Source organism: Larkinella sp. C7, assembly GCF_006149005.1.
Lineage (GTDB): Bacteria > Bacteroidota > Bacteroidia > Cytophagales > Spirosomataceae > Larkinella.
The window spans coordinates 86176-109955 of the sequence record NZ_VBSL01000008.1; the positions used below are offsets into that span (position 1 = coordinate 86176).

16 protein-coding genes are annotated in these 23780 nt (G+C 55.5%); all 16 read left to right on the plus strand.

The genetic code is table 11. The features are described from left to right. The first annotated feature begins 49 nt into the window (after positions 1–49). The 16 genes from FH871_RS20305 to FH871_RS20380 all read left to right on the plus strand — a co-directional run bounded on the left by FH871_RS20305 (position 50) and on the right by FH871_RS20380 (position 23727). Positions 50–2548 (plus strand): DUF2339 domain-containing protein, encoded by a 2499-nt coding sequence (locus FH871_RS20305; RefSeq protein WP_138993195.1) that lies wholly within the window; start codon positions 50–52, stop codon positions 2546–2548. Beyond that, complete coding sequence (locus FH871_RS20310) at positions 2532–3758, plus strand: hypothetical protein (RefSeq protein ID WP_138993196.1); 1227 nt, start codon at positions 2532–2534, stop codon at positions 3756–3758. Before FH871_RS20305 ends, FH871_RS20310 begins: the two co-directional genes overlap by 17 nt. 310 nt (positions 3759–4068) lie before the next feature. Further along, the gene (locus FH871_RS20315) at positions 4069–7185 is read left to right on the plus strand and encodes a TonB-dependent receptor (RefSeq protein ID WP_138993197.1); all 3117 of its coding nucleotides are present in this window, start codon (positions 4069–4071) and stop codon (positions 7183–7185) included. Positions 7186–7199: 14 nt separating this feature from the next. After that, positions 7200–8612, plus strand: coding sequence for a RagB/SusD family nutrient uptake outer membrane protein (locus FH871_RS20320; RefSeq protein WP_138993198.1), 1413 nt, complete (start codon positions 7200–7202; stop codon positions 8610–8612). A gap of 6 nt (positions 8613–8618) precedes the next feature. Further along, a complete protein-coding gene (locus tag FH871_RS20325) occupies positions 8619–10121 on the plus strand; it encodes a glycoside hydrolase family 88 protein (protein WP_138993199.1) in 1503 nt (500 codons plus the stop codon). Between the two features lie 7 nt (positions 10122–10128). After that, the gene (locus FH871_RS20330; protein ID WP_138993200.1) at positions 10129–10827 is read left to right on the plus strand and encodes an SGNH/GDSL hydrolase family protein; all 699 of its coding nucleotides are present in this window, start codon (positions 10129–10131) and stop codon (positions 10825–10827) included. After that, complete coding sequence (locus FH871_RS20335; protein ID WP_138993201.1) at positions 10824–12275, plus strand: hypothetical protein; 1452 nt, start codon at positions 10824–10826, stop codon at positions 12273–12275. The genes FH871_RS20330 and FH871_RS20335 overlap by 4 nt, the downstream gene beginning before the upstream one ends. A gap of 10 nt (positions 12276–12285) precedes the next feature. Beyond that, positions 12286–13440 carry a hypothetical protein gene (locus tag FH871_RS20340; RefSeq protein WP_138993202.1) on the plus strand — a complete coding sequence of 385 codons (1155 nt, stop codon included), beginning with the start codon at positions 12286–12288 and terminating at the stop codon, positions 13438–13440. A 21-nt stretch (positions 13441–13461) separates the two neighbouring features. After that, positions 13462–14964 (plus strand): hypothetical protein, encoded by a 1503-nt coding sequence (locus tag FH871_RS20345; RefSeq protein ID WP_138993203.1) that lies wholly within the window; start codon positions 13462–13464, stop codon positions 14962–14964. Between the two features lie 449 nt (positions 14965–15413). After that, entirely contained in the window at positions 15414–16925 is a 1512-nt protein-coding gene (locus FH871_RS20350) for a glycoside hydrolase family 28 protein (RefSeq protein ID WP_138993204.1), read from the plus strand. A gap of 2 nt (positions 16926–16927) precedes the next feature. After that, positions 16928–18679, plus strand: a complete 1752-nt coding sequence (locus FH871_RS20355) for a sodium:solute symporter family protein (protein ID WP_138993205.1) — start codon at positions 16928–16930, stop codon at positions 18677–18679. 101 nt (positions 18680–18780) lie between these two features. After that, complete coding sequence (locus tag FH871_RS20360; protein ID WP_138993206.1) at positions 18781–19482, plus strand: SDR family oxidoreductase; 702 nt, start codon at positions 18781–18783, stop codon at positions 19480–19482. Next, positions 19479–20186: an RraA family protein gene (locus FH871_RS20365; RefSeq protein WP_138993207.1), complete on the plus strand. Its 708-nt coding sequence runs from the start codon at positions 19479–19481 to the stop codon at positions 20184–20186. The genes FH871_RS20360 and FH871_RS20365 overlap by 4 nt, the downstream gene beginning before the upstream one ends. Continuing rightward, entirely contained in the window at positions 20186–22282 is a 2097-nt protein-coding gene (locus tag FH871_RS20370; protein WP_138993208.1) for a heparinase II/III family protein, read from the plus strand. Before FH871_RS20365 ends, FH871_RS20370 begins: the two co-directional genes overlap by 1 nt. Next, positions 22275–22667 carry a VOC family protein gene (locus FH871_RS20375; protein WP_138993209.1) on the plus strand — a complete coding sequence of 131 codons (393 nt, stop codon included), beginning with the start codon at positions 22275–22277 and terminating at the stop codon, positions 22665–22667. The genes FH871_RS20370 and FH871_RS20375 overlap by 8 nt, the downstream gene beginning before the upstream one ends. A gap of 43 nt (positions 22668–22710) precedes the next feature. After that, positions 22711–23727 carry a zinc-binding dehydrogenase gene (locus FH871_RS20380; protein WP_138993210.1) on the plus strand — a complete coding sequence of 339 codons (1017 nt, stop codon included), beginning with the start codon at positions 22711–22713 and terminating at the stop codon, positions 23725–23727. Positions 23728–23780: the final 53 nt, after the last annotated feature.

A 23780-nucleotide genomic window follows, 5' to 3' on the forward strand; every position in this document is an offset into this window, starting at 1 on the left:
CCGCCTAAAAAACTGATTACGACGACATAAGCTCCACCGAAACCATCCTATGGAAGCGTTCTTACTGGTTATTGTCATTATTCTGATCCTGGTTGCCTACAGCCGGTTTTCGGACGTCAAGCAACTGATTTTGCGGCAAAGCGATGAGATCAATCAATTGCGCGCCGATTTCAACGCCTTTCGGAGCAACCTCGGGTCAAATGACCAGCCGGTGAAACCCACGATGCTGGACGAACGAGGGGCGGTAATCGAAGTCATAGAACCGCTGGCGCCCCCCGTAGCCATTCGACCCGAGCCTATACCGACGCCGGAACCGGAACCAGCGCCCGTAGTCGCGCAACCGGCATTTCGGATCGAAAGCACCCTTCCTCCGCCAATTCCCAAGGACATCGGCGAGCCGCCCCTTCCGGTTCTGCCCCCACCCCCGCCGGTTCCGGCCGAACCACAACTGTCTTTCTTTCAACGCTTTCTGCGCGACAATCCGGATCTGGAAAAGTTCATTGGCGAAAACCTCATCAACAAAATCGGGATTGGCATTCTGGTGTTGGGCATCGGTTATTTCGTCAAATACGCCATCGATCAGGAGTGGATCAACGAGATTGGCCGGGTGTTTATCGGTGTGCTGGCGGGTGGAGCCCTCATCGGCATCGCCCACCGCTTGCGGAAATCGTTCGGGGCTTTCAGTTCCGTGCTGGTCGGTGGTGGACTGGCGGTTCTGTACTTCACGATTGCCATTGCCTTCCACGATTACCACATTTTCAACCAGACCACGGCTTTTGTGCTGATGGTCGTCATCACCGGTTTTTCCATCCTGCTGGCGATTTCCTACGACCGCGTCGAGCTGGCCGTCGTGTCGCTGATCGGCGGTTTTGCTACCCCGTTTATGGTCAGTTCCGGCGACGGCAACTACGTGGTTTTGTTGACCTACATTCTGATTCTGGACGTGGGCATGCTGGTGCTGGCGTATTTTAAGAAATGGAATCTGGTGCATATCGTCGCCTACGGGTTCACGGTTCTGCTCTACGGAGCCTGGCTGTCCGACAGCATTCTCGAAAATAAACCGCATTATTTCGGCGGGCTGATTTTTGCCACTTTGTTCTATGTGGTTTTCATGGCGATGAACCTGATCAATAATCTGAAAGAAAAAGCCCGGTTTTCGGCCGTGGAAATCAGTTTGTTGCTGAGCAGTACGGCTTTCTTCTTCGCAGCCGGAATGGTGATTCTGCTCAATAGCGGCCATCAACACTACCAGGGTTTATTTACGGTGGCACTGGCCATCGTCAACTTTGGGCTGGCGGTTTTCCTCCATCGCCGGGAGGCCGTGGACCGGACCCTGATTTACCTGCTGATCGGTCTGGTCATTACGTTTGTGAGTCTGGCGATTCCGGTGCAACTCGAAGGCAATTTCATTACGATGTTCTGGGCGCTGGAAGCCGTGTTGCTGCTGTGGCTGGCCCAAAAGTCCGGTCTGACGCTGGTTTCAACCGCTTCGGTGCTGGTTTTGGGCCTGATGCTCGTGAGTCTGGGCATGGATTGGGCGGATCTGTACGGTGGCGTTTCGACCTCGCCCCTGCCCATTCTTCTGAACAAAGCCTTCATTACCAGCCTGGTTTCCATCGCTGGTCTCCTGGCTGTCAACCGGTTATTGAACACACAGACCGAGCCTTTCCGGTTCTGGATTGGTCAACTGGAGGTGGAAAGCTACCGCCGGTTTCTGCGGTTCATCACGGTAGTGGTGCTCTACCTGAGTGGGTTGTTCGAACTGGATTATCAGACGACGCTGCGGATCGGATTTGGCCCCAACCAGACCATTTTGCTCGGGTGTTACAATCTGTTTTTCGGGGCCGGTTTGCTGTTCAATGCCCAACGTTCCGGGAATCGCGGATCGCGCTGGATCGCCGTCGGTCTCGGATTCCTGGGCCTCATCGCCTACCTCTCGACTTACAGCCCGGCGACGATGACGCTGCTGAACGATTATTTTTTAGGCGACGAACCGAGCCTGATTGGCTTCCCGGTTCATTATGCCAGTCTGCTTTTTACCCTCCTGATTCTGTGGCTCATCGACCGGAACAAAGCCCGGCTGACGCCCCTGCCGCCGGTTCTGCTGCGGATCTGGCCCTGGTTTATCGGCTACGTCATCGTCTATGTAGCCACGTCGGAATTGTTCGCGCACGTCATTTATTTCAGTTTTGCGGGATCAAAAACCGCTGGCTTGGCCAGTCAGCCAGCGCTGGTGCGTTTCGATGAACTGCTGATCCAGACCAACAAAGTCGGCCTGCCGATTCTCTGGGGTGTCTGTGCCTTTGTGTTTATGTGGATTGGATTGAACCGCAAAAACCGCCAGCTCCGAATTCTGTCGCTCAGCCTGTTTGCCCTGACCATCCTGAAGCTGTTTATCTACGACATCGAGGGCATTTCGGAAGGCGGAAAAATTGCGGCTTTTATTTCGCTGGGCGTGCTGCTGCTGATCATATCGTTCATGTACCAGAAAATCAGAAAGTTAATCCTCATCGACGACGCCAATGCGACGCATGAACCGACTGCTTAGTCTGACGACGGTTTTCATATTGACCTGGGGAACAGGCCGGACGCAATCCTTTGACTTTCGGGCGGGGATTCATCCGGTGACGCAACCGGGCTATTACCGGATTCTGTTGCCCCCCGCCGTGGTCGGGCGGCTGAATGCCGCCAAAACCGACATCCGGCTGTACGATGACCAAAACCGGGAAATACCCTATCTGCTGACGCAAAAACAACCCGGCGAGCAGGTTCAATTCAGGGAATATGAGCTGGTTGGTAAAACCACCACTTCGGTAGCGACCCAATTGGTGCTGCGGAATGGCAACAAAACGCCGATCAATTCCCTCGGCCTGATCCTGAAAAATACGAACATCCGCAAAAAAGCCCGGCTGAGTGGCAGCAACGACGGCAAAACGTGGTACGGTATCGAAGATGACTACTGGCTCGAACCGGTTTCCAACAGCCGGGCGACCTCCGAAGCCAAAATCCTCGGCTTTCCGTTGAGTGATTACGAATATTACCAACTGGAAATCAACGACTCGCTCAGCGCCCCGCTAAATATTCTTAAAGTCGGCTATTATACCACCACCACCGAAGCGGGCAATTATTCCGACATTCCCGGTATTTTTTTTACGCAACGCGACAGCAGCGATCACAAAAGTTACGTCCATATCACCTTTCCAAGCCCGTCGCGCCCGGACAAACTGACCATCTCGGTCCAATACCCGGACCAATACCGCCGGAGCGCAGAGTTGGGGCAGTTCCGGATTCAAAAGCAGAAGAGGAATCGCCGGCACCGTTTTTTCGAATCCTTAAAGCGTTTCGAACTCAACTCGATGGACAGCCTGCACACCGTTCTGCTACCGAACCAGCCCACGACCGACCTGTTCCTGATCATCGAAAATCAGAATAATGTGCCGCTGACGCTGGGTAGCATCAAAGCCCAGCAATTAACCACGGAATTACTGGCGGAACTGAAACCGGGTAACTCCTACCATCTGGCGTTTGCCAATCCCGCCGTGGGCGCTCCGGCGTATGATCTGGTGCATTTCAAGACGAAAATACCGACTAACCCGCCGGTCGTTCAAGTCGATCAACCGGAGTCGGTTCACGTTTCCAGCGGTTCTTCTTCGTTTTTTGCCTCCAACCCCTGGCTGATCTGGCTGGCGATTGGGCTGGTCGTCGTTCTTCTCAGCTACTTTTCCTACCAAATGGTGACGGATATGAAAAACCGCTAGCCGGTTTTAGACCAATCCAGACTCTCCATCCCTTCCCCGGATTGCATCCGGGCTTATTCACTTCTTACTCTACCGGCAGCTTTGCACAGATTTTGGCTAAAATCTTTAATTCAATTATAATGAATTAAAGACGATTTTTTACACTACCAATGTTGGAAACTACTTAACAAACCATACCCTTAACTTTTCATTTTTAGCCAAATTAGCTATTTTTATGGTAAAATATCAAAAATAATTTTGAAAAAATCGATAAATTATATAGCCTTGCAACGAAATTATTCCTAATCATAATTCAATATTATTGAATATTATGAGATCCTTAAAACTCTACTTCAAAAAAATAGGCTTGTTGCTTTTAGCAAGCACCTGGCCTGTCCTGGGATGGGCGCAAGTGAACATTTCGGGGAAAGTCACTGAAGAAAATGGACAACCATTACCCGGCGTAACGATCATCGAAAAAGGCAGTACGTCCGGCACAACCACCCAAACGGATGGAACCTACAGCCTGAAAGCAACTTCCTCCCAATCCGTACTGGTTTTTTCATTCGTAGGCTATACGTCCGAAGAAAGGGCCATCGGGAACCGATCCAACATCAATGTGATTCTGCTGCCCGATACCAAGCAACTGGGCGAGGTCGTCGTGGTCGGCTACGGAACCCAGCAGAAAAAGGACCTGACCGGCTCCGTAGCGTCGATTTCGGCCAAAGAGTTGCAGCGCATCCCGGTTTCGGGGCTCGATCAGGCGTTGCAGGGGCAGGTGCCGGGTTTGCAGATTTCCACCACCTCGGGCGCGCCGGGCGGTAACACGAACATTCTGGTACGCGGGATTGGCTCGGTTTCCGGCGGAGTCGAACCGTTGTTTGTGGTCGATGGATTTCCGATTAACAACTCCGGGGTCGGCAATCCGCTCAACACCATCAACCCGGCCGATATCGAGTCGATCGAAATCCTGAAAGATGCATCGGCAACGGCCATTTACGGTTCGCGGGGCTCCAACGGCGTGATCATCGTCACCACCAAACGCGGAAAAACCGGTCAGGCCCAGATCACCGTCGATGCCTACGTCGGCATGCAGGAACCGGCCCGGCTGCTCAAAATGATGAATACCCGCCAGTTTGCCGAATTCGTCATCGAAGGCCACAACAACGGCTGGCTCGACAACGGCGGCCCCAATGCCAAAATCACCGACCCGAACAGTGTTCGCTCCGCGTCGTACCGGATTCCCGAAGCCTGGCAGGATCTGAACAACCTGCCCAAGGTCGACACTGACTGGCAGGATGTCATTTTCCGCAATGCACCCATCCAGAATTACCAGGTTTCGGCCACCGGCGGCACTGAAAAGTTACGGTATGCGATCTCGGGAGGGTATTTTAACCAGAAAGGAATTTTGATCAGCTCCGGTTTCGAGCGGTATTCGGCCCGGCTGAACCTCGACGGCCAACTGACCAAACGGCTCAAAGTGAGCATGAATCTGGCTCCGACCTATACCAGCACCGACAACGTTCCGTCCACCGGCCATTACGGAGATTATAACATCGTCGCCGAAGCCCTTTCCATGCCGCCGATGATCCCGGTTTACAACCCCGATGGCTCCTACGGCAACACCTTCGACCTGACGAACGTGGGCATGGGCGCGATTGCCAACCCCCTCAAAACCGCCAATGAATACAAAAGCACCAATGCCCAATTCCGGATGCTCGGCAATGTTTTTGGCGAATACGAACTGGCGACCGGTTTGAAATTGAAGGTCAGCGTGGGAACCGATTTTAATTATTACAACACCAATACCTTCAAACCCTCGACCCTGTCGGGCAGTGCTTCGCTGTCGCCCGCGACCTCCAGCATCGTCAACACCTCGGACGTCAACTGGCTGAATGAGAACACGATCAACTACCGGCGCAGCTTTGGCAACCATTCCTTCGACGCCCTGGCCGGATTCACCATCCAAAAATCGACCACCACGGCAACCACCACGGCGGCCACGAATTTTGCCGACGACCTGCTCGAAAACATCAACGGCGGCCAGATTACGGGCGGGAGTTACACCGTCGGGCAGTGGTCGCTGCTCTCCTACCTGGGCCGCGTCAATTATGCCTACAACGACCGGTATTTACTGACGGCCACCATCCGGACCGACGGCTCTTCCCGCTTCGGATCGGCCAATCGCTGGGGAACATTCCCTTCGTTTTCGGCGGGCTGGCGGTTGTCGGAAGAGCCGTTCCTCAAAAACCTCAACCTGTTCGACGACTTCAAAATCCGGGCGGGCTACGGTTTTTCGGGCAACAACGCCATCGGAAACTACCGCTATCTGGGGTTGCTTTCTGCGACCAATTACGTATTGGGCAATACCCAGGTTCCGGGGCTTGCGCAGGGCAGTTTCACCAACAACCAACTCGGCTGGGAAACCAGCAAACAAATCGACATTGGTGTGGATCTGGCCTTTTTCAACAGCCGGCTGCAATTTACGGGTGATTATTACAACCGCCGGAATACCGATATGCTGCTCAACAAAGCCATTCCGGCCGTTACGGGCTACACCACGGCCTGGGTCAACATTGGTGAACTGGAAAACAAGGGCGTCGAGTTGGCCCTGTCCGGCAAACCCATCGCCAACCGGGATTTTCAGTGGACGAGCAGTTTTAATGTGACCTTCAACCGCAACAAAGTACTGCGGCTCGGTTCGGAGGGTGAACAGCTCTTTTCCGACGGTGGACGTGGGGATGTCAGCATCACGCAGGTGGGTCAGCCCATCGGGAGTTTCTTCGGCCACGTAGCCGAAGGCGTTTTTCTGACGCAGGAGCAGCTTTCGACCCATGCCAAACAGAACGGAGCCAAGCTGGGAGATTTAATGTACAAGGATGTAGACGGCAACGGCACCATCACCGACGCCGACCGAACCATCATCGGCAATCCGCAACCCCGCGCATTCTACGGTTTTAACAACACGTTCAGCTACAAAAACTGGTCGCTGAGCGTGCTGCTCAATGGCGTTCAGGGCCGCGATGTGTTCTGGGCCGGGGCGGTTTTTGTGCGCGGGTATCACGGGGTGCAAAACAACCTCAGCGAAGTCATCGACAACTACTGGAAATCGCCCACCGAACCGGGCGACGGCAAATCACCCCGCATCATCCGGGGTGCCCTCAACAACAACCTGCGCTACAGTTCCTTCTTCAATTTCGACGGTTCGTACCTGCGGGTTCGCAACGTCACCCTGAACTACAACCTGCCGCAAGGGCTGTCGAAACGGCTGGGGATGCAAACCGGCCGGGTTTATCTGACGAGCAACAACCTCTTCACATTCACGAAATACCCCGGCTACGACCCCGAAATCAGCAACTCCGGCGACAACATGCTGGCGGCCGGGATCGACTACCTCGGCTATCCGCCCGCCCGCACCTTCACCCTTGGTTTAAGTCTCACCTTCTGACCAAACCCGACCTCATGAAAGCCAAAAGCCTTTTTCTTTCGCTGTTCAGCCTGCTCATTCTGGCCGGTTGCCAGGATGATTTTCTGGCCCTTTCGCCCGAAACCGACCGCAACACCGTCAATTTTTACAAAACCGCGGCCGATTTCAACAATGCCGTGGTGGGAACGTATGCTTCGCTCAAACTGGGCGGTACGTATAACACGTCCTTGTATTGGATGGGTGAAGTATCGACCGACAATACCAATTATGGCGTAACGACCCGGCAGGCTGTCAACGTCGATAACTTCCAGTTCATCGATCATTCCTATACCTCGCTCAACGACATCATCTACGCAGCCTGGCGCGATCATTACCGGGGCATCAGCCGCGCCAATGCCATCCTGAGCCGCATCGAAACCGCCGGTATTCCCGATAACCTGAAAGCACAGTACCGGGGAGAAGCCCAGTTTCTGCGGGCGTTGCTGTATTTTAACCTCGTCCGCCTGTACGGCGATGTGCCGCTGGTGACAACCGAAATCACCGAAGCCGACGGTGCCAGCAGCCTCACCCGAACCCCATCCGCCGAGGTTTACAACCTGATCATCAGCGATTTGCAAAGTGCCGAACAGGTTTTACCCGTCACCTATGGTTCAACGGATGTCGGGCGGGCTCCGCAGGGCGCGGCCAAAGCCCTGCTTGGCAAGGTGTACCTGACCCGCAAGGAATGGGACAAAGCCGCTACCAAACTCAAGGAAGTCATTACGTCGGGCCGGTTTCAGTTGCTGCCCAAATACGCCGATGTGTTCAGTTTTGCCACACCGACCAATGCCGAAATCCTTTTCAATGTTCAGTATAAATCAGGCAACACGGGCCAGGGAAGCGGTTTCGGGCCGGTTCAGGCCAGCGAAGGCGCACGGATTACGGGCGGGAGTATGCGGTATGTAACGGCGGATATGGAAGCCGCTTACGAGACCGGCGACTTGCGCAAATCCTTTTCGATGAAATCCTCTTATCTTGACGCCACCGGGCAACTGGTTACGCAGCGGTATGTCAGTAAATACGTGCAATTCGGAGCCCTTGCCGGTGATTCGGACATCGACTTTCCCGTCATCCGCTATGCCGATGTGCTGCTGATGTACGCCGAAGCACTCAACGAAGTGGGTTTCAACCCCGAAGCCGTGACGTATCTGAACCAGGTGCGCCAGCGGGCGGGACTGGCGGCCACGACGGCGACCACCCAGAGCAGTTTCCGGCTGGCCATCGAGCAGGAACGGCGGGTGGAATTCGCGTTTGAAAACCACCGCTGGTTTGATCTGGTTCGGACGGGGCGGTATATCACGGTGATGAATGCCAAAGGGCTGACTGTGCAGGATTTTCACACGCTTTACCTGATTCCGCAACGGGAAATGGACCTGAATCGGTCGCTGACCCAAAACCCTGGTTATTAAGCACCCATGAATCGGCGGGAATTTACACAACGGACCCTTTTTTACGCACTGGCGGTTTCCATTCCTCGCGGGCTGGAGCAAAACTCCTATTGGGTAGCCAGTGCGGTAAAAGCGCCTAAGCTGGAACTTCCCGCCGGAAAACGAGTGCCGTTTGGCTGGCCCGCCTTTGCGGTTTTGCCGGACAAATCCGGAGACGATGTGATTCTGCATTTTCCGAAACCGATTCCCCAAAAACCGCTGCGCCTGCGGCTGACCGTCGCCATCGACACCCGGGAAGCGAAAAAAGTAGAAGTTCGGTCGGCTCAAACGAATCAATGGCTGGGTGAACTGGATTTGCGGTTTTCGTACGCGACTGAACTGTACGAAGTTTTGCTTTCCACTGAAAAAGCCGCCATCCTGCGGCAGGAAGGCATCCGGCTCCGGATGGTTAGCGGCACCTCCCCCATCTGGTTTCTGGCCCCGGCAAAAAATCCGGACTATGCCGGGTTGCAACCGCATGTGCTGGCCGATACTGCTCCCGCCAATCCGGAAACCGCTTTTTGGTCAAATCTCGGGTCACTCCGGTCCATTCAACAATTTAGCTGGATGGAAGGCTGCGTGACCGACGGCCTGCTGGACTGGTGGCTTCGAAGTCGCTCAACCGAAGCTAAAAAAGCACTGGAATCACATTTTGCCTTGTTTTTTGACGATCAACAGCGGCTGGTGTACGAAAATGCCCGCAGCGAACCCGCCGACGGAACGATTTACGGCATCGAATGTCCGCTGCCGCTGGCGGCTTTGGCGCAACGGCAAACACATCATCCGGCGCTTGATCTGCTGGTGTCGTTTGCCCGGCAAAAAAGCCAGCCCAACGGACTCATTCAGGATCAGAGTCTGACGACCGAAGGTTGTTACACGCTGGCGTATCCACTGGCGGTGCTGGCCCGGCAACGCCAGGATGTGGAACTGGCCCGGCTGGCGCTGGCCAATCTACACCACCGTCAGGAAGCACTGGTTACGCCCGATGTGGTATATCAGGGACGGAATCAAGCGGGCGAATGGAATGCGTATCCCAACTGGGGGCGCGGGTTGGTCTGGTATCTGCTGGGCACGGTGCGAACCCTCAATGAACTGAACCCTTTGGCGGCTCAGCTCGACCCGACGGTTCTGCAAAACCTGAAGGCCACGTTCCTGAAAACCGCCGAACGGATGCTGAAAGACCGCGACGCGCAGGGCGGCTGGCACGGCTTCGTGGGCGAACCCCAAACCGGTATCGATACCTCGGCTACGGCGGGCATCGCGGCAGCACTGGCCCTGGCTACACAGTACGGCTGGATGCCTTCCGAAACGTTCAAAACACTCGAAATCACGAAAAAAGCCTTGTTTCAATACCTCACACCCGACGGTTTTTTGACGGGAGCCTGCCAGTCGAACCGGGGCGGTGTAGAATTACAGCGCAGCGGATACCGGGTCATTTCGCAGTATGCCGCCGGGTTGATGGCGCAGTTTCTGGTAGCAATGAAAACGTAATTAAAACATGAAAAAAACAACCGGTATTGTTGGTCTTCTAGCGATTTGGCTGCTGATTAATGCAGCACAACCCTTGCCGAAACTCTACGTCATCGGCGACAGCATTTCGATGCGGTATGGTCCATTTCTGGAAAAATACGTCCAGGGTGTTTGGCAATATGACCGGAAAAGCGACGACGGACAGGCGGCCAAAAACCTGGATGTGCCGGTGGGTGCCAACGGGGGCGACTCGCGCATGGTGCTCGAATACCTGAAACTGAAAGCCCCCGACAAAACCTTCCAGCCGGATGTGCTGCTCCTGAACTGCGGACTGCACGACATCAAACGACTCCCGGAAACCAACGCCATTCAGGTCGATTCGGCCAGTTACCGGAAAAATCTGGAAGCCATTTACCAACTCCTGAAAAAACGCAACATCCGGCTGGTCTGGATGCGAACCACCTCCGTGGAAGACGAACGGCACAATACGCGCTCGAAAGCCTTCAAACGGTATGCCCGCGATCTGGATGATTACAACCGGATTGCCGACGAGGTGATGCAGAAACACGCCGTTCCGGTTATCGACCTCTACACCTTCACGCGCAGTTTGGGTAGTGAGCATTTTGTCGATCACGTGCATTACGACGACTCCGCAATGCAGTTGCAGGCCGCTTACATTGCCGGTTATTTACAGGCCAACCGTTCCCTAATCCTGAAAAGAAAATGAAATTCCTAAACCCTTTCCTTCTGTCAATCAGTCTGTTCTCGGTCGATCTACCAACAGCATCGGCCCAAAATCCGGCACCTGGCCTAACGGTTTCAGAGCCAAAAGGTTTCCGGGAAGTGGCCCAGCTTCGGCCGCGTTCCACGAAAGAAATCAAGTCCTCGACCTGGTCCATCGGGGGCGAAACCCTCGACCGGGACTATACCGACTACCAATCGTACCGCCACTACCTCGGTCCGCTGGGGGCCAAACGAATCCGGTTGCAGGGTGGGTGGTCGAAATGCGAAAAGGTGAAAGGAAAGTACGATTTTGCCTGGCTCGACGCCGTCATTCCGGATGCTTATTCGCGCGGTGTTTCGCCCTGGGTGGAGTTGTCGTACGGCAATCCGATTTATCCCGGTGGTGGCGAACCCAAACTGGGTGGTCGGATTCCCACATCCGAAGAAGCGTTGGTAGCCTGGGACAACTGGGTTCGGGCGATGGTAAACCGCTATAAAAACCAGGTAACGGAGTGGGAAATCTGGAACGAACCGGACCTCAACAAGCTAAATACCGGCGAGGAAGTAGCGGTTTTCTACATCCGCACCGCCAAACTGGTGAAGGCCATTCAGCCCAACGCCAAACTGATTGCCCTCGGTGTTGCCGGGGTTCCGGCAACGGCCTTCATGCGCCCGTTCCTCGATCATTTGAAGCAGGAAAATGCGCTGGAGCTGGTCGATATTCTGACCTACCACGGCTACGCGCCGAACCCCGACACCTCGTATCCAAAAATTGAGGAAATGCGTAAAATGGTCTGGAGTTACAATCCGAAAATCACCTTCATGCAGGGGGAAAACGGGGCACCTTCTACGGCCAGCGCGGTGACGATCGGGGCTTTGCGGCAATACGACTGGACCGAACTGAGCCAGGCCAAGTGGGATCTGCGCCGGATGCTGGCCGACCACGGACGCGGCATTGCCACCAACCTCTTCACGATCAGCGACATCCACTATGCCGCCGGTGACCACATGACGGGCGTCAACACGAAAGGTTTGCTAAAAACCAATCCTGACAAAACCATCGAACGACCTAAAATGGCCTACAAAGCCGCCCAGCACGTTTTTTCGACCTTTGACGACCAGCTTGAGCTACTCGATCAGGCCAAACCAAGCGTCAGCCAGGCTACGGTTTCGGCGTTTCAATACCGCCAGCGGAAAAACAGCGGGAGCCTCGTCACGCTCTGGAGCGCCGAAGCCCGCCCCGCCGAAACCTACGAACCAAAACCAACGACCGTGACTGTTGAAGGGAAATTCAGCAAACCGGTTTTGGTCGATCTGATTACCGGAAAAGTCTATGAAATCCCGAAAAATCAGTGGAAAAAAGCGGGTGACCGCTACACGTTTACGGCCATTCCGGTACCGGATTATCCGGTATTGATTGCCGACCAAGCGACTCTATCACTCGTAAAATAAGACCATGATCATGACAGAAACACCAGGCTATCAACGAATTAAACAATCGGCACTGCGGTTTGTCGATGCCATGAAAATCGGCGACACGCCGGGCGTGTACCGCAAGGAACGGGGCGAAGGTGAAAGTTTTTACGGCTCCTACCATGCCGCCCACGTCCTCGATCTGTTCGGCGAATTGCAAAACCGCCCGGCGGCCGACCTCGACATTTGGGCCGAACAGTTTCAGCGTCGCCAAACCGAACAGGGGTATTTTTCGGGGAAACCCGCCGAGTTCGGGCGCATCCGGACGCTGGACGAACTGGAACCGGTCTGGCATTATACACGCGGTAACCTCTGGGCCTTGCGGATGCTGAACCGCCAGCCCGAACGCGAACTGCGGTTTCTGGAACCCCTGCTCAACGCCGACCGGCTGTACCGCTGGGTGAAACACTACGACTGGCGCAATTCGTGGGCGGCTGGGAATCAGGTATTGGCAGCGGCAACGGCCCTGTTTGCACTGCGTGATTGGTTCGGTGCCTCAGAAGTGGATTCGTTGATGGAAAAGGCGATTTTTCCGGCGCTGGAAGAATTGCAGGACCCCAAAACCGGCTATTGGGGAACCCAACTGGGCGCCGACCCGGCCAACGGCTTGTTCGGCACCATCCACGTCGTCCCGATTTACTTTGCCCTGGGCTGGCCGCTGCGCCACCTCGAACGTTCCGTCGATTCGACGCTGGCGTGTCAGTTGCCCGACGGCTCCTTCTGGCCCGGCGGTTCCGACTGCCCGGATTTCGACGGCGCCTACCAACTGGTGAACCTGATGGCCCTGACGGATTACCGGCGCGACGATGTCGAAGCAGCCTGCCGACGGTATCTGGCTCACGCGTTGCAGCACGAAAGCGCCGACGGTGTCGGCTGGCTGTTGCACCGCCGGGACAGCAAACCCGCCGACTGGGTGCCGCGTCCGCACTGGATCTGGAAAGAAGGCGAAACCACGGCCTCTGCAGAGTTGCGCGACGAAGACCCCAACCGCACCCACATCATGCTGGGGTCCTGGTTTTATCCCCTTTCGATTGCGCTGGTCAGTCACTTCCTCGGCGATACCGGATACGAAGGCCCCTATCATTTCAACAGCCATTCGCTGCACGTCTGCAATGTATTCAACGAGCCGTTGCGCTATTCCTAACCCCTGAAAACCAACCTGATAATGGAAAACAACCGCCGGGATTTCCTGAAAACACTATCCATTCTGCCGTTTACCACATCCCTAAAAATGGATTTGGAACCGGTTTCAGTGGATTCTGAACCCACCAATCCACTGAAAAAAATTGGCTCGGTTCGGCTGAAAAAACCGTCGGAGATCAAGCATTCGCCGTTCGGAATTGGCTGCGAAACGCTGGACCGGGACTTGTGGAAACCGAAAGAAGTATACCCCTGGATCGATAACCTGCCGGTGAAATGGGGCCGTTTGCAAACCGGCTGGGGCCGCGTAGAACGCGAAAAAGGGAAATATGACTGGACCTGGCTCGATGAAAGTGTCGATGGGCTGGTCAGCCGGGGCGTCAAACCGTTTTTTAATGTCGGCTACGGCAATACCAACTACACGGCTGGCGAAGTGGGCCATCATCCGCTGGACATTCCGGTGGCGAATGAAGCCTGGAAACGGTATGTAACCGCCCTGACCAAACGTTACAAGGACAAAATAAAGCATTACGAGATCTGGAACGAGCCGAATCTGTCGGGTTTCTGGGCACCCGATAAACCCAATGCCAAAAAGTACGTACAACTGGTTCGGGAAACTGCGCCGATTATCCGGAAAAACTGCCCCGATGCTGTCATCGTCGGCGGGGTGGTTTCGCGCATGCCTGCCAAATTCATTCGGGAGCTGTTTGAAGCCGGACTTGCCGATCTGATCGATATTTTTTCCTTCCATCCCTACACCACCATTCCCGAAAGTTACTCGGAGCGGACGCTGGCGTTGCGCAAATTGATCGATCACTACAACCCCAAAATCAAAATCTGGCAGGGCGAAAACGGTTTTCCGTCCGATCCCAACAGCACTGGTTTTTCGGGTGAAGGGCCATGGACGGAAGCCATTCAGGCCAAAATCATGCTCCGCCGGTTGCTGACCGACTGCTCGCTGGATCTGCCGATGACGTTGTGGTTTCTCATTGTCGATCTGCACGATTATCCGAAGGGTTCGGGCAAAGTGAATTACAAGGGCATTTTGCGGCAAAAACCGGAAATCAAGCCCAAAATCGCCTACAAAGCGCTGCAACATTTGGGGAGTCTGGTTCACGGTGATGTGCATACCCGAGGCTCTATTATTCATGCGGTGTCGGGCAAAGAGCCGGTTGCGGAGAAAGACTACCAGCTTTTCGGCGATGGGATCAAAAAAAGCCTGGCAGGGGTCTGTTCAGCGGTTTTGAATACCGACAACGGCCCGGTGCTGGCCTACTGGTCGGGCGAGAAAGCCGCCGACAGCAAGCCCGCCGAGAGCATCCACCTGTATCATTGGGACTGGGAAGGCCCGGGATTTCAGGAACCGGTTCTGGTGGACTTGATCACGGGTGACATTCTCGAATTGACGGGGCAGGAAAAGCTTTTCGACAACGACAAATACCGCGTCGGATCGGAGGCCCAGCTTTTCCGGCAATTGCCTTTGCAGGATTATCCGATGTTGATTATGGAAAAGAGCAATGTGGTGTAATACCAATCGGTTGAAATTCCGGCCATTCCACGGTTTATTGGTTTTAAAGAATCAACCGTTTTCGGGCCTTAAATCAGTCATCCCTACGGGATTGGGTGCATTGGATCCTTTAAAACTTCCTACAAAATGGGTCATCCCTACGGGATTGTTAAATCCGAAAAATCCCGTAGGGACGACCCATTTGTAGCCCCGGTTCAACCGCAGGAAAACGAACAAAACAAGGTCAAAATCCCGTAGGGATGACCCATTTTGTAGACCCCGGTTCAACCGGAAAAAAACGAACAAAACAAGGGCAAAATCCCGTAGGGATGACCCATTTTGTAGACCCCGGTTAAAGCGGGGGAAAACGAACAAGACAAGGGCAAAATCCCGTAGGGATGACGCATTTTGTAGACCCCGGTTCAACCGGGAAACCATAACCGGTCTGACTATTCCTAAACCACCTGAAAATGAATTCTTTCTATAAAATTCTTCTACTCTGGCTGGCGTTCTCCCCCACCGGTTTGGCCCAAAAACCGTCCGGGGTGTGGGATGTCTTCGAATCGGGCGCGAAAGGTGACGGCAAAACGATGGATACGAAAGCCATCCAAACCGCCATCGACCGCTGCCACGCGGCTGGGGGTGGCAAGGTGTATCTGCACAACGGCCAGTTTTTGTCCGGGACGATTTACCTGAAAAGCCACGTGACGCTCTACGTCGAAGCCGGGGCGGTTTTACTGGGGAGTGCCAACGTGAATGATTACCCCAGCACGGCATCCAAATACCCGGCGTACGGCGGTGAACTGGTGACCGAAAAAATGTTCATTTACGCCGAAGACGCCCGCAACATTTCCATCGCGGGCCGGGGCACCATCGACGGACGCGGTGACGATTTCAACGGGCCGTACTACTCCCCCTCCTTCAGTGGCCGCCCGCGGATTCTGCACTTCCGGAATTGCGAGGATGTGCAGATTCGGGAGGTCACGCTGCGTAATTCGGGTTCATGGGTACAGTTCTACCAGTCCTGCAAAAACCTGGTGATCGACGGCATTACGGTGGACAGCCGCGAGAACAAAGACATTGAAAAATTCCGGCACGCTGATGCGAAAGGCCGCAACACCGACGGCTTGGATCTGGTCGACTGCCAGCTTGTCCGGGTCTCCAACTGCCTGATCAACAGCGGAGACGATGCGATTTGCCTCAAAAGCCTGTCGCCCAACGAAGGCTGTCGCGACATTACCATCACCAATTGCATTGTCAGTTCCAATGCCTCCGGCATCAAGATCGGCACTGAAACGAGCGGTTTTTTCGAAGACATCACGGTTCAGAACTGTACGGTTTTCGACACGCGGGTGGATGCCATCAGCCTCATGACGGTGGACGGCGCGCGCATTGAACGCATCAACATCGCCAACATCTCGGTGCGCAACATCAAGGGGACGGCCATTTTCATCCGGCTGGGCGCCCGAAACCGTCCGTATCGGAAAAATGCCAAAATCAACACCGGCATCCTGAAAGATGTCCTGATTGAGAATGTGCAGGGAACGCGCATTGGTGGCTACGGCTGTTCGATTACCGGCATTCCGGGTTTTCCGGTTGAAAACATCGTCCTGAAACAAATCCGGCTCCGGTTTGATGGCAGCAACAAACCTTTGCTGGGCGACGATGACCACCGAACACCGGTAGTCATCGAGCCACCCGCTGTCAATCCCGTGGTCCCCGAAAAAGTCGAAGCCTACCCGCGCGGTGAAATGTTCGGGCGGTTACCGGCCTACGGTTTTTACATCCGGCACGGCAGGAACATTTCCCTCGAAAATTTTTCACTCGATTATGCGGACGAAGAAAACCGCCCGGCCATTGTCGCCGATGATGTCGATGCGCTGGAAATCATTGGCTTAAAAGCCAAAGCCAGCCCAAACGCGCCGGATTTGGTACTGCTTAAAAACGTTCGGAATTCACCCAAAATCCCTAAACCCAATTAACCGTGCAAACCCTACAACAACTAGACTATTGGGCCATTGCCATTTACATGCTCTTGATGGCGGGTATCGGGCTGTTTCTGGGCAAATTCGTCAGGAACATCAGCGACTATTTCAAAGGGGGCAACGCGATTCCGTGGGTTTCGGGCGCGATCAGCAACTTCATGACCAAGTTCAGCACATTCATCTTCGTGGCCTACGCCGGGATTGCCTACCAACACGGTTTTGTGGCCCTGACGCTGATCTGGAGTACGGTTTTGCCCGCGCTGGTCGGCGTGGCCATTTTTGCGAAACGCTGGCGTCGGGCGGGTGTTTTAACGCCCCTGGAATACCTCGAAACCCGGTTTAATGCGCCGGTTCGGCAGGTGTTTTCCTGGATGGGTGTTTTCTTCAAAATCCTTGACAACATGGTGCGGCTGTATGCCCTCGGCCTGTTTGTCAAAGCCGCCACCTCGCTTTCGCTGGAAACCTCGATTCTGGTTTGCGGCATCATCGTCGCACTCTACACGGTGGTCGGCGGCCTGTGGGCGGTCGTCGTCACGGATGTCGTTCAGTTCATCATCCTGATCGTGGCCACGCTGATTCTGGTGCCGCTGACCATCCAGGCCGCCGGGGGATTGCCCAGGATGATGGCGACGATTCCCGAGCATTTTACGTGGTTCAACGGCCCGAAAGGGATGCCGCTGTACCTGATGGTGTATTACCTCATGATTCTGGTGAAATACAGCGGCAACTGGACATTCATTCAGCGGTTTTACAGCGTCCGCGACGAACGGGCCAGTCAGAAACAGGGGATGCTCACGGCGGTTTTCTTTTTCCTGTTCCCGATCGTTTTCCTTTTCCCCTCTATTGCCGCCAAAGCCCTGATTCCCAACCTGGAAAATCCGGAAATGGCCTACGTCAGCGTGTGCCTGAAATTGTTGCCGGAAGGCATCATGGGGCTGATGGTGGCGGCCATGTTCGCGGCCACGATGTCGGTTTTGAGTGGCGAATACAACGTGACGGCGGGCGTACTGACCCGCGACATTTACCAGCGGTTGTTCAATCCCAAAGCCGCCGACAAGGAAATGCTCTGGGTTGGTCGGCTGATGACGGTGGTGCTGGGGTCGCTCATCACGATTGGGGCACTGTACGTCGGCGGTTTTGGCGGGGCGTTTGAAGCCAACAAACTCTTTACGGGCCTGTTTGCCATTCCGATGACGTTGCCGCTGGTGCTGGGCATTGTCCTGAAAAAACCGCAACCCTGGGGTGCCTTCGCAACCTTGATCGTCGGCATGGGGCTGGGTCTGATCCTGAACGCGATGCCGCAGGTTTCGTGGGAATGGGCAACGTTCATCGAGATCGTGGCCTGTGTGCTGGTATTTCTGCTGTCGGGCATCACCTCCGTTCAAACCGACGCGTACCGCCTTCGCGTGGAAGCCTTTTTTCGACGATTAAATACCCCACTGACCGAAGCCGAAAAACCGCAGGAAAACCCGGCTTTCATGCAGATCATGAACCGCCTGTATGCCGTGGCCCTGACAGTAACCGGAGCACTTTTCCTCGTCATGAGCATTCCATCGCTGGGCGAAACCAGCGGCCGGGTCGCCTGTGGTGCCGGTTTGCTTTGCCTGTTGCTGGCCCCGCTGATGTGGTACCGAACCCGGAATTTGTCGGCTGATCGGGATTTGCAATCGCCGGGTGACCCCGCCCGATCGTCCTCTGTCACAGATTTGAAATCCGCAGCCACAGTCCATTCAGATTTGAAATCGAAATGAGCAACCTAGCATCAATCGGACGACGGGCGGATTAGAAATCCGTAATAGAATTCCATTCGAATTACAAATCTGAATGCGCAAACGTAAGAAATCAACTGATTATGAATAACGTAAAAGACAAAACCATCTTTATCACCGGCGCATCCGGCGGCATTGGAAAAGCCACCGCACTGGAACTCCTCGAACAGGGGGCAAAGGTGTTCGATTTCAGCCGGACACACCAGCTAGCCGATGAGATCAGTCACGAAAATCTGCGGTCGTTCAAAGGCGACGTCAGTCAGGAAGCCGATGTACTGGCCGGTTTTGCGGCTTGTGCCGACGCTTTCGGCACCGTCGATGTGCTGATTAACAACGCCGGCATCGGGTTGCTCTCCACGGATCTTTCAACCACCGACCTCGACACCTACGAGCAGATGATGAACACCAACGTTCGGGGCGTTTTTCTGTGCAACCGCGAAGCGCTGAAGCTGATGAAACCCAAAAAACAGGGCCACATCGTAACGGTTATTTCGATGGCCGGCTACCGCACCAATCCGAACGCACCGATCTACTGTGCTTCCAAATTCGGGGCGCGCGGTCTCAGCAGCGGACTGGCCGATCAGGTGCTGAAAGAAGGCATCAAAGTCACCGACGTAAACCCCGGCCCAACCGACAGCAACTACTGGGGCGACCGGAAAGTGGCCCGTGAAAAATTCCTGAGCGTGGCGGATGTCGCCCGCGTCATCGTCTTCGTACTGAACCAGCCGGACTACGTCGTCATTCGGGAAATCAATTTTGACAACATGAAATTTTTAGCAGGATGAACACCATCGAATCCAACGGACATAGCCCGGCGAAAACCGCGTCGATTTACCCCATTTCCATTGCCGAAATGCGGGAGCGTTATCTGAAACTCTATACCGGAGCGGTCAACGACGTACTACGGTTTCGCTACACCATGCAGGCCAGCAGTTTGCCCGCGCAGTTTGCGCCCTTGCGGGAAGAAATGAAGCTGGCCGGGCAGGCTTTCACCATCAAAGGCGGACCCGACATTACGACCGACGGCGAAATGGAAACCCGCGCCGAAATGCTCGAAGCGCTGCACCAGGATTCGGTCGTCGTCTGGGATTGCACCGGCGATACCGTAACCTCACAGTGGGGCGAAGTGATGACGATGGCGGCCATTCGCGCCGGATGTCGGGGGGCCATCATCAACGGCATTCGGGACACACAAGCCATTCTGGAACAGCACTTTCCGGTATTTTTCAAGTATAAGGCCAATACCGGGATGCTGGGCCGATTCCGCATGTATCATTACCAGAAACCGATCCTGATGGGTGAAGTCGTGGTGCAGCCCGGTGACTGGATTTTTGGTGACATCGACGGCGTTATTTCGGTTCCGCAGGCGATTGCCTACGATGTGTTGCTGGCAGCCGAGGACATTGTCCACAACGAGGTCAACATCAAGGAGATGGTCGAAAGCGGCATGCGCCCGACGGAGGTGGTTCGAAACGGCGGCTACTTCTGATGGAAACCGTCGACACCCTGCGTCTGTTTTTGACCGAAACCGAAAAAGAAGCGATCCTGACCAGCACCGACGCAACGGTCAAACGGTTTCGGAACGCGCTCGAACAGCGCGTCACCGGGCGATTGGCGACACCCGGTTTGCAAGCTGAAAACCCGGCACCTGGCCGGGCCTCGCTGGGGTGGTGGTATCCGGCGGCTGAATACCTGTCCGACGCAGCCATGCAGTATGCCCTTGCCCCTACCGACGCGTTGGCCAACTGGCTGCGGAGCACGACGCTCTCCATCGCCCGCCGTCCTGCCAGCGACTGGGTCGGCCCGTGGTTTCGGGATCATTCCCTGCCGTTTACGGGTCATCTGGAAACCGCTCACCTCTGCTGGGGCGTGTCGGCGGTTTTGGATCTGGCCGGAACGGTTTTCACCGAAGCGGAATGGGAGGAAGTAGGCGAAGCTTTGTCTGAGAAAGGCATCGTTTTGTGCCGCCGGTGGTTGCAAAAAAACAATCACCTGGCCAACTGGCGGGGCATTCTGGCGTCCGGGGCGCTGGTGGCTTCGGCGACTCTGGGCCGGGAGGGCTGGCTCGACGAACTGACGCCCGAACTGGCGCAGATGGCACATGCCTTTCAGCCCGACGGTTCCTACGGCGAGTCGTTGCAATATGGAAACTACCTGGCAAATGCACTGATGCTGGCCTACGAATCGCTGGTGCGGAAATACCCGAATTACGCCCAACAACTGGATATCGACGCCTATGGCCGGGGAATGGGCTGGATGACGCAAAGTATGTTGTATCGAAAACCGATGGCAAACTGGGGGAACGAACCCCGCGCCCGGGCCGTCAATTTCAACGATTCGGCGGCTTTGTTTCGGCCTTCGGGCGATTTACTGCTGCACGTTGCCGTCCGTTCCAGCGATCCGGTGCAGGCGGGTTTGGCACGCTGGCTGTTTCAGGAATACTACGAACCCTGCCCGACGCAGGGACCGCACGATCTGGCGACGTTCGGTATGCGGAACGACTGGGGTTTTCTGACCCTGCCGCTGTTGATTCCCCCAAGCCAACCCATCAGTCCGCAGAAAACCGGTTTGCCCCTGACAACCTCGTTCAGCAACGGTCATGCGTTTATGCGCGATGCCTGGGATGGCCGCACGGTCGTTGCCATCAACGGCGGGGGCGACGGTTTATACGGCCCCGGCCACCTGCACGGCGATCTGAACAGTTTCATTTTGGTTCATAACCGCGAACGGCTGTTGGTCGATCCAGGTCATAGCTGCTACCGAAACCTGATTCATGGGCTGGAAAGCAGTACGCAAACCCACAATACCTGTACGTTTCTGGTGGAAAGCGAATCGCTGGGTTTGCAGGAAGACCTCGCGAAAGCATCCCTGCTCGAACAGAAAAGTGTGCTGCCCCGGCGGTTGCTCGTCAACGGCACCCCCGGCCCACCCGTCGACCGGGGCAACCGGCGACGGGCGGTGGAACGCGACGAACCGGTTTCCGTTATCGGCTCGGACGCCGGAAGTGCTTACGGCACGCCCATTCAGCGGTTTACGCGGCTCTGGCTGCTGGCGGGCAGCCACGTTCTTTTCGTCGTGGACCGGATCGAAGCGACGCAACCCGTTACGACGGTCTGGAACTGGCTCGTCAACAACCGCGACGGGCAGGCCCGGGTAGACAGCCAGGGCCAGGGCCTGACGGTTTGCCGGAACGATGCCGGGATGAAACTGTTCCACACAGGGTCGGGTCGGTCGGGCCATCCGGTCTATGGCTACGTTCACGACGCCTACCACGTTGAACCCGATCAGTTGGGCGAAGGACGACCGGGAAGCGGTTTGTTGTACCGCTACACTGAAACAAAACCGGCTCTGAAGCGAACCGTAGTTCACGCGATTGCCCTCGATGACGCTTTCCAACTGGATCAGTGGCAATTACAATCGAACGATGCGGCTTTTACGCTGACCAACGGACCGCAGCACTGGACGCTCCGGATTCTGGACGAAACCGCCAGCCACCTTTCGCTGACTTCGGGACAGGGGCAACAGTGGACCATACAGCAACACGATGAAATGTATACCCTAATCCGACCATATCCACATGGCTAACCCTCTGAAAATTACGGGCATCGATCACCCCGGCGTAGCGGCCAACGATGTTGAACAACTGGCCGACTGGTACTGCGAAGTCTTTGGTTACGAAAAATGGTTTCGCCACGACAAGCCGGTCTGGATGCTCAAAGCGCCCGACGGTACATTGCTCGAAGTGATGCCCAAAGACGACACCGTCCGGCCCGAACGCACGACCTGGACACCCGGCTGGTCGCACCTGGCCCTGCGGGTGGCCAATCTGGAGGAAGCCATTGCTTTTTTAGATACCCAAAACGTCGTGTGGGGCGGATCGGTCATCAACGCCATCGGGGGTGGCAAAGTCCGTACCCTCTACGACCCCGACGGCAACATGCTCCAGATTCTGGAGCGAATACCCGCCTGACGCCGTCTGGCATTCACGCATCCAATCATTCGCTCATTGACCAATGAAAGCACTCCATTTTACAGGAAACAAAACATTTGATTTACAGGAGGTTGATCGCCAGCCGGTTTTGCCCGGTGAGGTTCGTCTGAAAGTGGCCTACTGTGGCGTTTGCGGAACCGACGTGCATATTTACCACGGCGCAATGGCCCAGCGCCTTGCGCTGCCGCAAGTCATCGGCCACGAAGTGTCGGGCGAAATCGACGCGGTGGGCGAAGGCGTTATTGGCTGGCAACCGGGCGACCGGGTGACGGTTCGCCCCCTCAAACCGGGGCCGGAAATGCCCGTCGACAACGGCGTTCGGCACATCGGCCAGAACCTGAAATTCATCGGAATCGACACGCCGGGCGGGATGCAGCAATACTGGAACGTGCCCGCTTATACGCTCCACCGGCTCCCCGACCAGTTGCCGCTCCCGATCGGTGCCCTGGTTGAACCGCTGGCGGTGGCCTGCCACGATGTGCGGCTTGGCGACGTAAAACCGGGTGAAAACGTCATCATCATCGGCGGGGGTCCCATCGGCATGCTGGTCGCGCTGGTCGCTAAACAAAAAGGTGCCAGCGTCCTGATTTCCGAAGTCAATCCGACGCGTCTGCAACTGGCCGAATCGCTGAAACTGGCGACGGTGAACCCCAGGGAAACCGATCTGGTGGCCCGCGTGGCGGAGTTTACGAATGGCGCGATGGCCGATGTCGTTTTCGAGGTTTCGGGCGTACAGGCGGGGGTGACGGCCATGACCGCGCTGGCGCGGGTGCGGGGCCGGATTGTGATGGTTGCCATTCACGCCGAACCCAAAGCCGTCGATCTGTTCCGGTTTTTCTGGCGCGAACTCAAGCTCATCGGTGCCCGGGTTTACGAACCCGAAGACTTCGAAGAAGCCATTGCCCTGGCCGCCAGCGGATCGCTGCCCCTCGACGCGCTCATTACGCAGGTTTCTCCCCTGTCCGATGCGCAGGCGGTTTTTGAAACGATCGACCACAATCCCGCCGGGATGAAATACCTGCTGCAATGTGACGTCTAGTCCTGTAGTTACCAACGAAAAAAAGCTGCCGGGTAAGGATCGTCGACCAGACG

Bases quoted from the DNA above. Each gene is read 5' to 3' on its own strand.
- FH871_RS20305 (WP_138993195.1), top strand. From the start codon at position 50: ATGGAAGCGTTCTTACTGGTTATTGTCATTATTCTGATCCTGGTTGCC.
- FH871_RS20310 (WP_138993196.1), top strand. From the start codon at position 2,532: ATGAACCGACTGCTTAGTCTGACGACGGTTTTCATATTGACCTGGGGA.
- FH871_RS20315 (WP_138993197.1), top strand. From the start codon at position 4,069: ATGAGATCCTTAAAACTCTACTTCAAAAAAATAGGCTTGTTGCTTTTA.
- FH871_RS20320 (WP_138993198.1), top strand. From the start codon at position 7,200: ATGAAAGCCAAAAGCCTTTTTCTTTCGCTGTTCAGCCTGCTCATTCTG.
- FH871_RS20325 (WP_138993199.1), top strand. From the start codon at position 8,619: ATGAATCGGCGGGAATTTACACAACGGACCCTTTTTTACGCACTGGCG.
- FH871_RS20330 (WP_138993200.1), top strand. From the start codon at position 10,129: ATGAAAAAAACAACCGGTATTGTTGGTCTTCTAGCGATTTGGCTGCTG.
- FH871_RS20335 (WP_138993201.1), top strand. From the start codon at position 10,824: ATGAAATTCCTAAACCCTTTCCTTCTGTCAATCAGTCTGTTCTCGGTC.
- FH871_RS20340 (WP_138993202.1), top strand. From the start codon at position 12,286: ATGACAGAAACACCAGGCTATCAACGAATTAAACAATCGGCACTGCGG.
- FH871_RS20345 (WP_138993203.1), top strand. From the start codon at position 13,462: ATGGAAAACAACCGCCGGGATTTCCTGAAAACACTATCCATTCTGCCG.
- FH871_RS20350 (WP_138993204.1), top strand. From the start codon at position 15,414: ATGAATTCTTTCTATAAAATTCTTCTACTCTGGCTGGCGTTCTCCCCC.
- FH871_RS20360 (WP_138993206.1), top strand. From the start codon at position 18,781: ATGAATAACGTAAAAGACAAAACCATCTTTATCACCGGCGCATCCGGC.
- FH871_RS20365 (WP_138993207.1), top strand. From the start codon at position 19,479: ATGAACACCATCGAATCCAACGGACATAGCCCGGCGAAAACCGCGTCG.
- FH871_RS20370 (WP_138993208.1), top strand. From the start codon at position 20,186: ATGGAAACCGTCGACACCCTGCGTCTGTTTTTGACCGAAACCGAAAAA.
- FH871_RS20375 (WP_138993209.1), top strand. From the start codon at position 22,275: ATGGCTAACCCTCTGAAAATTACGGGCATCGATCACCCCGGCGTAGCG.
- FH871_RS20380 (WP_138993210.1), top strand. From the start codon at position 22,711: ATGAAAGCACTCCATTTTACAGGAAACAAAACATTTGATTTACAGGAG.